This window comes from Acrocarpospora macrocephala, from assembly GCF_009687865.1.
Taxonomy (GTDB): Bacteria; Actinomycetota; Actinomycetes; order Streptosporangiales; family Streptosporangiaceae; genus Acrocarpospora; species Acrocarpospora macrocephala.
This window is the reverse complement of sequence record NZ_BLAE01000035.1, coordinates 177,901-192,059: the sequence shown is the minus strand read 5'-3', so window position 1 is coordinate 192,059 and position 14,159 is coordinate 177,901. Positions and strand designations below refer to the sequence as shown.

Below are 14,159 nucleotides of genomic sequence, written 5' to 3'. Positions count from 1 at the left end.
GTTCGGATAAGTTCAGTGCCCGCCGGGCCGTACCTGGCGCAGACCCACCGCCGCCAGGACGGCCAGCGCGATGAACAGGCCCGCGCCCACGACGGCCGAGACGTTCAGCCCGGCGGTGAACGCCCGCCGCGCGGCATCCAGCAGTTCGGGGCCGAGACCACCGGTCAGCCCGGCGGCCGCGGTCGCGGCGGCAGTGATGCTCTCCCGCGAGGCCTCGGCCACGCCGGAGGGAACGCCCGCGGGGACGGCCAGTCGCGCGGAGTACACCGCGGCGCCGATACTGCCCATGACGGCGATGCCCAGCGCGATGCCGAGATGGTTGCCCGTTTCGGAGATCGACGCCGCCGAGCCCGCCCGGCGCGGTGGCGCGGAGCCCACGACCAGGCCGGTGCCCAGTGCCCCCATGGGACCGGCGCCGAAGAAGGCCAGCACGAAGCCGCCCACCAGCAAGGGCAACCCGTCGGTACTGCCGACCTGGCTGAGCAGCAGGTAGCCCAGCGCGGTCACCGTCAGGCCGGCGGCGATGACGTACGCGGGACGAAAACGCTGCGCGAGGCCGGGGGCCAGCATGGAGCCGATGACGATCGCCACGGCCGAGGGCACCAGCCACAGGCCCGCGCGCAGCGGCGAGAGCCCCTCGACCGCCTGCAGGTAGAGGCTGACCAGCAGATAGATCCCACCCGTGGTCACCGAGCCGAGCAACAAGATGAGCATCGCGGCGCCGAAAGTACGGTTGGCGAACAGCCGGAGGTCCAGGAGCGGGCTGGCCAGCTTCCGCTGCCTGCGTACGAAAGCGACCCCGACCACCACTCCGGCCACGACAGCCAGCAGGGAAGCCGGGCCGCCTTTGGACAGTTCCTTGATGCCGTAGACGACCGGCAGGATCGTGGCCAGGGACAGCACGACGCTGGGCACGTCCAGCCGGCCGAGGGTCGCATCCCGGGACTCGGGCAGCAGCACCGGGCCCAGGACCAGGAGCAGAACCATCACGGGCACGCCCATGAGGAAGACCGAACCCCACCAGAAGTTCTCCAGGAGGGCACCGCCGACGACCGGGCCGAGCGCACCGCCGACCATCAGGCAGCCGAACCACGCCGCGATCGCCATGCCCCGCTGCTTGGGCTCGGCGAACATGTCGGTGATCAGCGCCAGGGTCGACGGCATCAGTGTCGCCCCGGCGACTCCCATCAGCGCCCGGGTCACGATCAGGAGCTCCGCGCTGGTGGAGTAGGCGGCGACCACGCTGGCGACGCCGAACGCGGCGGCCCCGATCAGCAGCAGCCTCCGGCGTCCGATCCGGTCGCCCAGGGTCCCCATCGTGACGAGGAAACCCGCGAGCATGAACCCGTAGATATCGATGATCCACAAGGTCTGGGTGCTGCCCGCCGCGAGATCCGCGCTCAGATGCGGCAGCGCGAGGTACAGCACACTCTGGTCCAGGGACAGCAGTATGGTCGGCAGAGCCAGCACGGCCAGCCCGCTCCACTCCCGCCTCCCTGCAATGACGCCCGTCAGTGTTCGCATATAAAGATCCTTTGAACGATTTCCTGGGATACAGACCACGGGCACCGGCGAAAGTCGCCGCTCGGGCGGTGAGATTTTTTCCGCATATGGTCTGTACGAGGAGAACTCGTCAGGGAGGGTCGGAGTTGGAGACACGAGTCGATGAGGACTTCGATGTCCTGGCCGGACGCTTCCGCCCCGAACTCCTCGCTCACTGCTACCGCATGCTCGGCTCCGTCCACGACGCCGAGGACGTCGTTCAGGAGACCTTCCTGCGCGCGCTGCGCTTCCACGAGGCGTTCGAGGGCCGGGCGTCCATGCGTACCTGGCTGTACCGGATCGCCACCAATGCCTGCCTGACCGCGCTCAACAGCCGCGGGCGGCAGCCGCTGCCGGTCGGCCTAGGCGGCCCCGGCGAGGACCGCCGGGCTGTGGTCACGTGGCTGGAACCCATCCCTGACGCCATGATCAGCCCGGGTGACCCCGCCACGATCGTCACCGACCGGGCGAGCATCCGGCTGGCTTTCATCGCCGCCCTGCAACACCTCCCGGCGCAGCAGCGCGCGGTCCTGATCCTCCGGGACGTGCTGCGCTGGCGAGCCGCCGAAGTCGCCGAGACCCTCGGCACCACGACCACCGCCGTCAACAGCGCCCTGCGACGCGCCCGCGCGCGCCTTGACGAGGTGGCCCCAGACCAGGATGAGATCACCGAACCCACCGCCGCGGGACAGCGCGAGCTGCTCGCCCGCTACGCCACCGCGTTCGAACGCAAGGACATGAACACGATCGCCGAGCTGCTGTCCGGCGACGCCATCTGGGAGATGCCCCCGACCACGCTCTGGTTCCAAGGCCCGCACGACATCGTCCGCCATCTCGCCGGATCCTGCCCCGCCGGCCCCGGCGACCTGCGACTGGTGGCCACCCAGGCCAACGGCCAGCCCGCGTTCGCGACCTACCTCCCGAGCGGCGGCCACCACATGCTCGCCACCCTGCAGGTTCTCACCCTCACCACCACCGGGATCAGCCACATCGTCGCCTTCTCCGCCCCGGAGATCCTCACCACGTTCGCGCTGCCTCAGCACCGGTAGGCGCGTCACGGAGCATCGGTAAGGAGGGGGAATCGCACGTCGAAACGGCTGCCGCCGTGGACGGACTCCCCGACGAGAATGGTTCCCGCGTGGGCGTGCACCACGTCGCTGACGATCGCCAAGCCCAGGCCCGTACCCCCGTGGCCGCGGCTGCGGGCCGTGTCCAGCCGGGTGAACCGTTCGAAGATCCGCTCGCGATCGGCCTCCGCGATGCCGGGACCGTCATCGCAGACCGTCACCAGCGCGCTGTCGCTGTCCCGGTGCACCTCGATGTCGACCACGTGCCGAGCGTGCCGCTGCGCGTTGTCCAGCAGGTTGGTCAGCATCCGGCTGAGCTGGCTGGGCACGCCCGCCACGGTGACGCCGTCCTCCAGGCTCGATCGGATGGGCGGGGTATGGGCGCGCCCTTTCAGTTCCGCACGCGTCAGGGCCGCCAGGTCGACCCGCTGACGTTTGCGCTCCGCGCTGGATTCGAGACTGGCCAGCATGAGCATGTCGGCCAGGATCGCCTGCAGGCGGAGGACATCGTTCAGCGTGTGCTCCACCAGCCCGTTCACGTCGATGTCCCGCGGGTGCATCTGGGCTTCCTCGAGTTTGACCCGCAATCCCGCCACCGGGGTGCGCAGCTCGTGCGAGGCATCGGCGACGAACCGCCGCTGCTGGTGCGTGGCGGTCTCCAGGCGCAGCAGCGTCTGGTTGAGGGTACGGATCAATCTGCAGATCTCATCGTCTCCCGCCGGTTCGGCGATGCGATGGCTCAGATCGCTGAAGGTGATCTTGGCAAGCTCCGACCGGATGGCGTTCACGGGCTGCAGGATGCGCCCGGTGACCGCCCACGTGAGCCCGGCCACGCACGAGACCAGGACAGTGGCCTGCGCGGCCACGATGGCGTCGACGAAGCCAGTGGACAGAGTGGTTGAGGTGCGACGGGCGGCGAGCACGATCGGGGAGTCGGCGCGGGGGTCGACCCGGAGCGCGCTGTACCGAAGGCAGCCTGGTTCGGCGTTGGAGCAGGTCTGCAGATCCAGCAGCGGATCGTTCGGCGCGGGCCGGGCGACGCTGATCGGCGGCTTGTTCCTGGCCGCCGGGGATGCGGCCAGGACACGCCCGTCCGGCGCGACGACCTGAACCAGGTCGACGCCCGGTACGGTCGGCGTGACCACGTGCGGCAACGAGCCCCCACGGATGGCCGCCGCTATCAGGATCGCCTGCTGCTGCGTGTCGTGCCAGGCCACATCGGCGAACATCTGCGAAATGACCGTGCTCATCACCGCGGCCATGGGAATGAGGATGACCAGGGCACACACGACGCTGAGCAGGGTGAGCCGCCCGCGAATCGACCGTGGGCGCAATCTCAACAAATACTTACCCACAATTCCACGCTAGCGGGGCCATCCCTTGCTACCACGAAGCCAGAGGAAAGCCTCAGCCAAGGAGTGCCTCCCCGATTCAAGACGGCCATCCTCCCGAGGTACGCCGGTGGACCAGCCTGGGCCTGGCCAAAATAGGTTCGTACCTTTATTATTCGTACCTTAAGCAATGCCGGGAGGAGATCTGATGCTGGTCAGCCAGGTCCCAGCGTTCCGTGACTACTGGTATCCCGTCGCGTACGCCGCCGACCTCACGCTCTCACCACGTGCCGTCCGAGTGCTCGGTGAGGACTACGTGATCTGGTCGGGTCGCGACGGTGAGATCGGCGCCGCGGTCGACGAGTGCCCGCATCGCGGCTCGCGCCTGTCCCAGGGCTGGGTGGAGAACGGCGATCTGGTCTGCCCGTACCACGGCTGGTCCTTCGCCCCGTCCGGGGTCTGCACGCGAATCCCTCAGAACGATCCCGACAAACCCATCCCACCCCGAGCCCGGACCCTGTCGGTTCTGGTCGCCGAACGCTATGGGCTTATCTGGATTTGCCCGGGAATGCCCCGAGCTTCGATCCCGGAGCTGCCCGAGGCCGATGACCCCGAGTACGTCCTGATCCACGAGATCATGGAGGTGTGGACGGCCTCCGCCCCTCGTGTGATCGATAACGCGCTGGACGTCTCCCACCTGGCCTGGACGCACCGGCGCACGATCGGCGACTCCTCGCGCCCGCGGATGAACGGCCTGACCGTCGAACGCGACGCGGAACGACTGCGATCGCGGGTGAGCTACGCCTCCCGGCTGACCGACGCGCAGCGCGCGAACACCGGCCTGACCGGCGAGTTCACCACCCGCGTCACCAACTCCGAGCTCGTGCAGCCCTTCGTCTTCCGTGACGTCATGGAGTACGAGAACGGCCTCCGGCACGTGCTCTTCAAGACGGCGACCCCGGTGGACGACACGCACACCCTTTTCTGCCAGTTCATCGCCCGCAACGACAATCCAGACGAGGCCAAGCGGGCCGGGATCATCGAGCTGGACCGGAAGATCCAGAACGAGGATCGGGAGCTGCTTGAGCGGATCCGGCCGGAGTTCCCGCTCCAGATGCAGACCGAGATGCACACCAGGACCGACCGCATGACGGTCGAATACCGCCGCATCCTGGCCGAGCTCGCGGCCGAGAGCGCGTGCGTCCCCCCGGACAACACCTGGGCCGTACGAGCCGGTTTCCGGCCGCTCTAGTCAGCCAGGGCGTCGCCCGTGACGTCACGACCCGCCAGCGAACGGAGGCAGTCCATGAACCCTGGCGTCTCGTACGCCTCGGCGAAGAACGTCTCGTCGATCCTGTCCAGGATCACGACACAGCGCCGGGCCAGGTCGCGGCCCTGCACGGTCACCGCCACCCGGACGGCGCGCGCGTCACCCTTGTCACGCACCCGTTCGATGTGGCCATCGCGTTCCAGCACCTTGAGCACCTGCGAGGTCAGCACGGCCTCCAGCCCCGCGTGCTCGGCCACGTCACGCTGCCGCGGCGCGTCACCGTTGCGGCCCAGCCACCAAGTGCTGCTGAGCACCAGGAACTGCACATGAGTCAACGACATGTCGGCCATCGCGGCGGCCACGCGCCGCTGCCAGCGCAGGTTGGCATGGCGCAGCAGGAACCCTGGTGTGGTGCCCGCCGAGTGCCCGCGAAGAGCCTCCTCAAGATCTTCCACGGGAACCGCGTCGGCACCGGCTTCGGACAATATCGCCACTCCTCGATTACCCGAGTTTACGTTGAGCCTCGGAATTAAAATGCTAATGCAGGATTTACGCAATGATGCCGCGCGACGGCTCGTGGTGGACAGCGACGGGGGAATCGACGATGCCGCGGCTGTCTTTTGGCTGTGCGCGCAGGAAAACCTGCGCGTCGTGGCGATCACCGCCGTCGGGGGCAGTGTGCCCGCGCAACTCGCCGCCCGCAATCTGCGGATCGTGGTGGAGGCCGCCGGGCGGCCGGATATTCCCATCTACCTCGGACTCGACCCGAGCGCCCCGGCCCCGCGTACGCGCCGGCCGGTGCTGATTCACGGCCACGACGGCCTGGGGGACGTCGGCCTCGGCCCACCGCGGACCGGGCCTCGCGAGGACGAGACCGCGATCACCGTGCTGGCCCGCGAACTCGGCCGGGGAACCGATCTGCTCACGCTGGGTCCCCTGAGCAATGTCGCCGCGGCGATCGCCTCCGGCGCGGCCACGTGCGACAGCCGGCTGACCTTCATGGGGGGAAGCGCACGCGCGGGAGGCAACGCCCGCCCCTGGGCCGAGGCCAACATCGCGCACGATCCCGGCGCGGCCGCCGCCGTCCTCGGCGCGGCGTGGTCGTCACCGCCGCTCATGGTCGGATTGGACGTGACGCACAAGGCCACCCTCACCCGGGTTGAGCTGGAGCTCCTCGATCGCCGGCGCAGCCCCGCGGCGGCGTTCCTCCGCGAGCCGCTGCAGGTGTACGGGCGAGCCGCCGGCACGTTCTGCGCCCCCGGCGAGATCCCCTGTCACGACCTGCTCGCCGCCATGGTCGCAGTGGACACCGCACTAGTGGAAACCGAAATCCTGCCGGTGGCCGTGGACACGGGGGGCAGCGCGGCGTGGGGTCAGACCGTGGTCGACCTGCGAGAACTGGCCCGCAGGCGGCCTGGCGGCCCGGATGACGGCAACGCGTCGGCGGAGGGAACCCCGGTCGCGGTAGCGCTGCGGGTCCACGTGGCCGAGTTCCGGCACCGCGTTCGAGCCTTCTGGGGAGACGGTTCGTCTGAAGTTGCTAAAGGCACGAACTATCCTTTAGTAAATAGATTTTGTTAATCAATTCACCGACCGTCGAAAGGTGATTTCGCCATGTCCACTCCCACTATCGAAGAAGCCGCTATAACATCCCGCGTGGCGCTGGTGATGGGCCACGGCGGAGGCAGCGACTGCCTGGTGGCCTCACTCGTGGCGGACTGGCTACGGCGCCTCGGGGTCGAGCGCGTCATCCTGGGCGGCGTCGCCTGCCAGTGGTGGCTGCCGGTCGGCGAGCAGCGGACCGCGACCCACGTCACCGTCGGACCGGACTTCTACGACCCCGCACGCCTGGCTCCGGCGAAGCCGCTCAACGAGCACAGCGTGATCGTGTACCCCGACAGCGAGGTGGACGGTCGCCAGCCGCATGAGGCCACAGCCGCCAGGCACTTCGGGGGCGAGGCCTTCCTGATCTCCCTGCGCGGCGGCGGCACCGGCGTCGCGCAGGGCCTGCGCGCCGTGGCCGAGCACTACGGCGCGGACCTCCTGATCAGCGTCGACGTCGGCTCCGACACCCTGTCCACCGGAAAGGAGGTACGGCCGACGCAGACCTCGTTCGCCGACCACCTCACCCTGGCCGGCCTGCTCCAGCAGGACTGCCGCACCTACTTCGCGCTCGCCGGCTACGGCGTGGACGCCGAGATGGAGATCGAGGAACTCGACCACAACCTCAGCCTGGCCATCAAAGCCAAAGCCCTGCGCGGCGTGATCGGCCCCAGCCACGAGGCGCTGGAACGCGTCCATGACCTGCACGGCGAAGCGCACGACCCGGTGGGCAGCCTGGTCATCAAGGCCGGCCGCGGGGACTTCGGCCTGCATCGGACCCTGAAGAGCAACCCGTTCGGGGAGGTCGCGCACATCGGACCCGCCGCCGTCCCCATCTGGGTGTTCGACCCGCAGGCCGTCGCCGACAGCGTCGCGGAACACGCGAAACCGCTGGCCCCGACGACGTCGGTCGGCGAGGCCGAGGAAACCTATCGCGCGCTCGGCCGGATCCCCGAAACCAGCCTGGTCAGGACCGTCGAGTTCAAGCGCTGACCGTCATGCCCGGACCAGGTCGAGACTGGCGGGTGTCTCGACCAGACGGTGGGCGCCAGCGCGGCGGCCGGGGATGGCCAGGACGACGAGGGCCGCCAGCAGTGCGGCGCCGCCGCCGATGAAGAGGCCGACGCGGAAGCCGTCCTCGGAGGGGAGCGTCACCGGTCCGAGCTTGGTTGTCATGGTGCCCAGGACCGCGCCCAGCACCGCGCTGGCGCTGGAGGTGCCGATCGCGCGCATCAGGCTGTTGAGGCCGTTGGCGGCGGCCGTCTCGGTGGGCGGCACGGCGCTCATGATGAGGGTGGGCATGGCCGCGTAGGCGAATCCGATCCCGGCGCTGATCACGGCGGAGAAGATCAGGACCCCCCAGGCGCTGTCCATCAGGGCGAGGGCCAGGGCGTAGCCGGAGGCGATGACGAGCGTGCCGAGCAGCAAGGAGGTCTTGGGGCCGCGAACCGCTGACAGGCGTGCGGCCAGGGGCGAGATCGCCATCATGACGAGCCCGGCCGGGGCCATCCACAGGCCGGCTTCGACCATCGATTGGCCCAGGCCGTACCCGGTCGCGGCGGGCAGTTGCAGGAGCTGGGGGGTGATCAGCGACATGGCGTACATGGCGAAGCCGATGACGACGGAGGCCAGGTTGGTCATCAGCACCTGGGGGCGCACGCTGGTACGCAGGTCCATCAGGGGTGCGGGCACGCGCAGTTCCCACCAACCCCACAGCAGGAGGATCGCGGCCGCGGCGGCGAACATCCCGAGCGTGGTGGCGCTCGTCCAGCCCCAGTCGCTGCCCTTGGAGATGGGCAGCAGGAGCAGGATCAGACCGGCGGACAAGCCGACCGCGCCGACGAAGTCGAAGCGGCCCGGCGACGTGACCCGGGACTCCGGCACGATCAGCAGAACCAGGACGCACAGCAGCAGGCCCAGACCGGCCGAGCCCCAGAACAGCGCGTGCCAGTTCAGGTTCTGGGCGACGAGCGCGGCGGCGGGCAGGCCGAGCGCGCCGCCGACGCCGAGGGATGAGCTCATCAGCGCGATGGCCGAGCCCAGTCGTTGCGGCGGCAGGATGTCGCGCATGATGGCGATTCCCAGGGGGATCACGGCCATGCCGAGCCCCTGGAGCGCGCGGCCGATGACCATCGGGGTCAGGGAGTTGGCGGGCGCGCACACCAGGGAGCCGATGGCGAGCAGGATCGCGCTGGCGACGATGACGCGGCGTTTGCCGTACAGGTCGCCGAGGCGTCCCGCGACGGGCATGGCGATCGCGCCGGCCAGGAGGGTGGCGGTGATCGCCCAGGAGGCGTTGGCGGCGGTGGTGTGCAGCAGGGTCGGCAGGCTGGATATCAGTGGCACGATCAGGGTCTGCATCAGGGAGACCGTGATGCCCCCTGCCGCCAGCACGCTGATGATGGCTCCGGTGCGCGGCGCGGCGTGCGAGGGGCTCATGGGTTCTCCGCATCTGTCAGCTCTGTGCATCATGCATATGATGTGCATAATACATATAGCCTGATGGTGGGGTACCTGACCCCCCGATCGGAGGGTTCCATGCGCGAGGTGATCGCCGATATCGAGCGTGAGTTCATGCTGATCGGCCGTTACAAGGAGTTGGTGGCGACGGCCGACGGCGCCGAGGAACGCCGGCTGGAGCGCAGCAGCTACATCCTGCTGCGGCGGCTAGAAGTCAAGGGGCCGATGTCGATCGGCCAGCTGGCGCACGCGTTCAGCCTCGACACCTCCACCGTCAACCGGCAGACCACCGCCCTGCTCCGCGGTGGCCTGGCTGAGCGCATCCCCGATCCCGACGGCGGCATGGCCCGCAAGCTCCGCATCACCGAGCAAGGACTGCGCCGGGTCGACGAGGAACGCACGTGCCGGCTCAACGGCCTCGCCAGCGTCCTGAAAAGCTGGACCCCGCAGGAACTGGCCTCGTTCGCCGAAGGCCTGGCCCACTTCAACGCCAGCATCGAGAGAGCCGTCGAATAGTCGTCACACGGCGGTCGAGGGGTCATGGCGGTGCGGCAGGGCCGGGTGGATGCCGAATATCTCGAAGGCCATCCGGATCAGGGTCATCAAGTCCTCCGCGCTGTCGATCGTCGCGCCCGTGGTCCGCCACCTGCTCTCGGCTGTACGGATCGCCAGGGCGATAGCCTTCGCGCGGGATTGGGTGAAACTGAGCTCGGAGATGGCGGGTACGAAGTCCATCGGATCCTCGGCCCAGGAGATGGCGGGGATCAGCTCGGAGTAGAACGGGGTGATCGTCTCGTCGACGTCACCGTGCTCGATCGTGCTATAGATCATGGCCACGAGTTGGTCGCCGATGTAGTCGGCCGTGTCCTCCCGGACAGGGGCGACGTCGTAGTAGACGACCAGCTTGTCGTTCTTCACCTCGTCCTCGGGCAGGGCTTCGGTGGAGAGGAATACCTTGACCTCCTTGAAGTAGCGTTCGGTGGTCGAGTCGTTGAACAGGGGGATCAGCGCCCGCACGATCTTGATAGCCGACTGCTGGCCGACGACGTTCACGATGAGACGGCGTTGCCGTTGCTCCTGGGTCGTGCGTATGCCCGGGTATCGGGCATTTGTGAAGGCGATGTAGTCCCCGATCGCCAGCGCGTCCCACATGTCCATCCTTTCCAGCACGTTGAGCTGGCTAAGGACCTTGTACGTTTCCGTGGAGGCGCCGTTGATCAAGGGGGCGATCTCCGTGGCGGGGATCGGCTTGCTCAGATAGCCGGGCGCGCTGAAGCCCAGCTTGTTGTAGACGTATTTCTCGATTGTGGCCATATCGCCGACGAATACGCCAAGCAGGTACAGATCATCGTAGAGAGCTCGGACGAATGCCATGTCGCGGGCCTCGTTCCGGCGGCGGCGGGTCTCGTCATGCCGGTTCAGGTCCTGCAGGCGGGTGCCACGTGTCTTCTTGAGCGCCTGTGATCTCCCGCTCGGAGACGCAGTCCGCTGCGACGGGCCGCCCTGCGAACGGATCATGCTCCTTCCCGTACGCTCCGGCTCGCCGATCTCGGACTCCCCGGATTCGGGCTTCTCGCGCCGCAGCTTTCGCTCGGGCCGGGCGACAGACGGAACGGGTAGGGTCGCCGGTTGTGCGCTCGGCCTGATCTCGATCACGCCAGGGTTGTCGGTGGTGAGGATCTTCCGTGCCGGCGACGTCGTGGTCGTCGTCTGGGAAATGAGCGGCGGTAGTTGAACCGGCGGCTTCCTCGATGGTGACGTCGTGTTGGAGATGATCAGCGGCGGCGGGACCTGTGGCTTCCTCGTCGGCGACGTCGTGTTGGACGTGATCGGCGGTAGCTGAACCGGCGGCTTCCTCGATGGTGTGGACGGCGATAACAGCGGACGAGGCCGGATGGACGGCTCCAAGATCTGGAGGGACGGCTCTTCGTCGGACGATGTGGTGTCGCTGAACGGTGGCTGGCTGGGCTGTCCCAGGGTCAGGACGGGCGCGGGACGCTCGCGATCACGTTGGGGCCGCAGCGGCGCGTACTGCACCGTGAACCCGGAACCATCGGGGGTGATTCGGATCGCGCGCGGCCTCGCTCTGGGTGGCTTCTCCGAGGTGATCTTAAGGGGCAACGGATCTGGGTCCTGAGGAACCTGCGGAGACGTGATCGTCGGGGTTGGGATGTCCAACTTCTCCGGAGGCTTCTCCGGAGGCTTCGGCAGCGGCTTCGGTCGCGGCTTGGGTCGCGTATTGGGAAGGGGCGTTTGGGCGGTCGGCGTGGGGTTCTGTCCAGACGACGAGGTGGGGGATCCGGAGCCGCCATCCTCCCCCGATGTGGACGTGGAATCTGCTCCGCCGGATCTTCTCTTCGGTTTGGATTTGGTTCGCGGATGATGCATGGCGGCCTCCTAGCGGGCGCGGTAGTAGAGCATGAGCCCGGTGCCGCCATCGCTGCGCATACGCGAGAGTCCCTCCGTACATGGAAATGCCGGAAACACCCCGAATCAGCCGCCCCATGCTCGCCGATCTAGCGGAGCAGGGCCATCTGGCGGAAAGGTGACAACCACCATTCCTTCGGCTGCCGCCGCTGTTCGAGCTGTACGGCACCCCCCATATTCCTCCGCTGAATCGTTCATGCCCAGGAGCAGGTCAGCGGTACGGCCTGGGGAAACGTCCTGTACACATCCGCGAAACAGGCCAAACATGGGAGCGCTCCCAAATCGGGCGCTCCATCCATGGAGGCTTGAAGATGAAGAGATTACGTTTGTGGGCTGTGTCCACAGCGGCCGTGCTCCTGGCGGCGATCGGGGTGGCCGTCACCTCGCCCGCGGCCCACGCGGCGGTCGCCTGTTCCGTGACCTACGCCAAGGCCTGGGACAACGGCAGCGGGTTCGGCGCCAACATCACGATCAACAACCTCGGCGACCCGGTCAGCCCGTGGACGCTGCGCTACACCTGGCCTGGCAACCAGCAGGTCACCCAGGGCTGGGGCGGAACCTGGACTCAGTCGGGCCAGAGCGTGACCGTGACCGCTCCGTCGTACGCGCCCGGTTTGGGTACGGGAGCCAGCGTCACCGTCGGCTTCAACGGCAGCTATAGCGGCGCCAACACCAATCCCACCGCTTTCACCGTCAACGGCGTGGCCTGCGGCGGCACCCCGACGCCCACCCCGACACCAACGCCTACCCCGACACCTAGCCCAACGCCCACCCCGACGCCGACACCAACACCCACACCCACGCCCGGCAACGCGCGGGCTGTCGTGGCCGCGATGCAGCCCGGCTGGAACCTGGGCAACTCTCTCGATTCCACCGGCTCGGGCGAGACCTCATGGGGCAACCCGCAGATCACGGCGGCGCTGCTCGACAACATCAGGGCGCAAGGCTTCAACAGCATCCGGATCCCGGTGACCTGGGGTCAGTACCAGGGTGGTGCGCCCAACTACACCATCAACGCGACCCACATGAACCGGGTGAAAGAGGTCGTCGACTGGGCCCTCGCCGACGGCTTCTACGTGATGATCAACATCCATCACGACTCATGGCAGTGGATCCAGAACATGCCAGGCGACCGGACGAACGTCCTGGCCCGGTACAACGCGATCTGGACCCAGATCGCCAGCACCTTCCGGAACTCCTCCGCCAAGCTGATATTCGAGAGCGTCAACGAGCCGACTTTTACCGGCAGTTCCGGCGACGCCCAGAACGCGACGCTGCTGAATGACCTCAACACGTCCTTCCGTACCATCGTGCGCCAGTCGGGCGGCAACAACGCGACCCGGTTGCTCGTCCTGCCGACCCTGCACACCTCGGCCGACCAGCCCAGAGTCGACGAACTGGTCAGCACGTTCAACGCGATGAACGACCCCAACCTCATCGCGACGGTCCACTTCTACGGATACTGGCCATTCAGCGTCAACGTCGCCGGCGGCACACGCTTCGACGCCACCGTCCAGCAGGACCTGACCGACTCCTTCGACCGGGTGTACAACGCCTTCATAACCCGCGGCATCCCCGTGATCATCGGCGAGTACGGCCTGCTGGGCTTCGACCGCCACACCGGCACAATCCAACAGGGCGAGAAACTCAAGTTCTTCGAATTCCTCGGCCACTACGCCCGTACCAGGCAGATCACCACCATGCTGTGGGACAACGGCCAGCACTTCAACCGGACCTCGTTCCAGTGGTCCGACCCCGAACTGTTCGCGCAGATCAAGTCCAGCTGGACGACACGCTCGGGCACAGCATCATCGGATCAGGTATTCAACGCGAGAGCGTCCGCCATCACGAGCAAAACGCTCACGCTGAACCTGAACGGCACCTCGTTCGTGAGCATCCGCCAGGGCAACACAGACCTGGTACGCGGCACCGACTACACCGTCTCAGGCAGCCAACTCACGTTCACGGCATCCGCACTCACCCGCCTGACAGGCTCCCGGGCCTACGGCGTCAACGCGACACTCTCGGCACGGTTCTCCCAAGGCGTCCCGTGGCGAATCAACATACTCACCTACGACACGCCGACAGTGCAGAACGCGAGCGGAACGACGAACTCCTTCGCCATCCCCACCACATTCAAGGGTGACCAGCTCGCCACCATGGAGGCCAAGTACGCCAACGGCACCAACGCCGGCCCCCACAACTGGACCTCGTTCAAGGAATTCGACGTCGCGTTCGCGCCCAACTACAGCGCCAACACCATCACGCTCACCCCGGCCTTCTTCGCCGAAGTCAACGACGCCTCGCGAGTCACGCTCACCCTCCACTTCTGGAGCGGCACGACCGTGACCTACTTCGTCACCAAGTCGGGAACCACGGTCACCGGCACCACGACCTGATCAAGCGAGCTCCCTACCCAGGCGGGCCACGGTTCAGGAGACTGGAGCGTGGTCCGCCTGT

Annotated in this window: 11 protein-coding genes; 6 read left to right on the top strand and 5 right to left on the bottom strand. The window is 67.5% G+C overall.

Annotated features, from left to right (window positions below):
- Positions 1–12 precede the first annotated feature (12 nt).
- Complete coding sequence (locus Amac_RS29155; RefSeq protein ID WP_155357596.1) at positions 13–1,524, bottom strand: MFS transporter; 1,512 nt, start codon at positions 1,522–1,524, stop codon at positions 13–15.
- An 86-nt stretch (positions 1,525–1,610) separates the two neighbouring features.
- Between Amac_RS29155 and Amac_RS29150 the strand changes: the two genes are divergently transcribed.
- On the top strand, positions 1,611–2,591 hold the full coding sequence (locus Amac_RS29150; RefSeq protein ID WP_155357686.1) for a sigma-70 family RNA polymerase sigma factor: 981 nt from the start codon (positions 1,611–1,613) through the stop codon (positions 2,589–2,591).
- A gap of 5 nt (positions 2,592–2,596) precedes the next feature.
- On the opposite strand, the gene Amac_RS29145 is transcribed toward Amac_RS29150, so the two are convergent.
- A complete protein-coding gene (locus tag Amac_RS29145) occupies positions 2,597–3,964 on the bottom strand; it encodes a HAMP domain-containing sensor histidine kinase (protein WP_170322705.1) in 1,368 nt (455 codons plus the stop codon).
- Between the two features lie 184 nt (positions 3,965–4,148).
- Between Amac_RS29145 and Amac_RS29140 the strand changes: the two genes are divergently transcribed.
- Positions 4,149–5,192, top strand: a complete 1,044-nt coding sequence (locus Amac_RS29140) for an aromatic ring-hydroxylating dioxygenase subunit alpha (RefSeq protein WP_170322704.1) — start codon at positions 4,149–4,151, stop codon at positions 5,190–5,192.
- On the opposite strand, the gene Amac_RS29135 is transcribed toward Amac_RS29140, so the two are convergent.
- Positions 5,189–5,695, bottom strand: a complete 507-nt coding sequence (locus tag Amac_RS29135; RefSeq protein ID WP_155357593.1) for a MarR family winged helix-turn-helix transcriptional regulator — start codon at positions 5,693–5,695, stop codon at positions 5,189–5,191. The genes Amac_RS29140 and Amac_RS29135 overlap by 4 nt on opposite strands.
- 55 nt (positions 5,696–5,750) lie before the next feature.
- Here Amac_RS29135 and Amac_RS29130 point away from each other — a divergent pair, with 55 nt between their 5' ends.
- A complete protein-coding gene (locus Amac_RS29130) occupies positions 5,751–6,791 on the top strand; it encodes a nucleoside hydrolase (protein WP_155357685.1) in 1,041 nt (346 codons plus the stop codon).
- Between the two features lie 33 nt (positions 6,792–6,824).
- On the top strand, positions 6,825–7,805 hold the full coding sequence (locus Amac_RS29125) for a DUF1152 domain-containing protein (protein ID WP_155357592.1): 981 nt from the start codon (positions 6,825–6,827) through the stop codon (positions 7,803–7,805).
- A 3-nt stretch (positions 7,806–7,808) separates the two neighbouring features.
- Here the strand turns inward: Amac_RS29125 and Amac_RS29120 are convergent, their stop codons facing one another.
- Positions 7,809–9,251 (bottom strand): MFS transporter, encoded by a 1,443-nt coding sequence (locus Amac_RS29120; RefSeq protein WP_155357591.1) that lies wholly within the window; start codon positions 9,249–9,251, stop codon positions 7,809–7,811.
- A gap of 99 nt (positions 9,252–9,350) precedes the next feature.
- On the opposite strand from Amac_RS29120, the gene Amac_RS29115 reads away from it, so the two are divergent.
- On the top strand, positions 9,351–9,788 hold the full coding sequence (locus Amac_RS29115; protein WP_155357590.1) for a MarR family winged helix-turn-helix transcriptional regulator: 438 nt from the start codon (positions 9,351–9,353) through the stop codon (positions 9,786–9,788).
- Positions 9,789–9,791: 3 nt separating this feature from the next.
- Here the strand turns inward: Amac_RS29115 and Amac_RS29110 are convergent, their stop codons facing one another.
- On the bottom strand, positions 9,792–10,790 hold the full coding sequence (locus tag Amac_RS29110) for a T3SS effector HopA1 family protein (RefSeq protein WP_155357589.1): 999 nt from the start codon (positions 10,788–10,790) through the stop codon (positions 9,792–9,794).
- Positions 10,791–12,010: 1,220 nt separating this feature from the next.
- Between Amac_RS29110 and Amac_RS29105 the strand changes: the two genes are divergently transcribed.
- A complete protein-coding gene (locus Amac_RS29105) occupies positions 12,011–14,098 on the top strand; it encodes a cellulase family glycosylhydrolase (RefSeq protein ID WP_155357588.1) in 2,088 nt (695 codons plus the stop codon).
- The last annotated feature ends 61 nt before the right edge of the window (positions 14,099–14,159 follow it).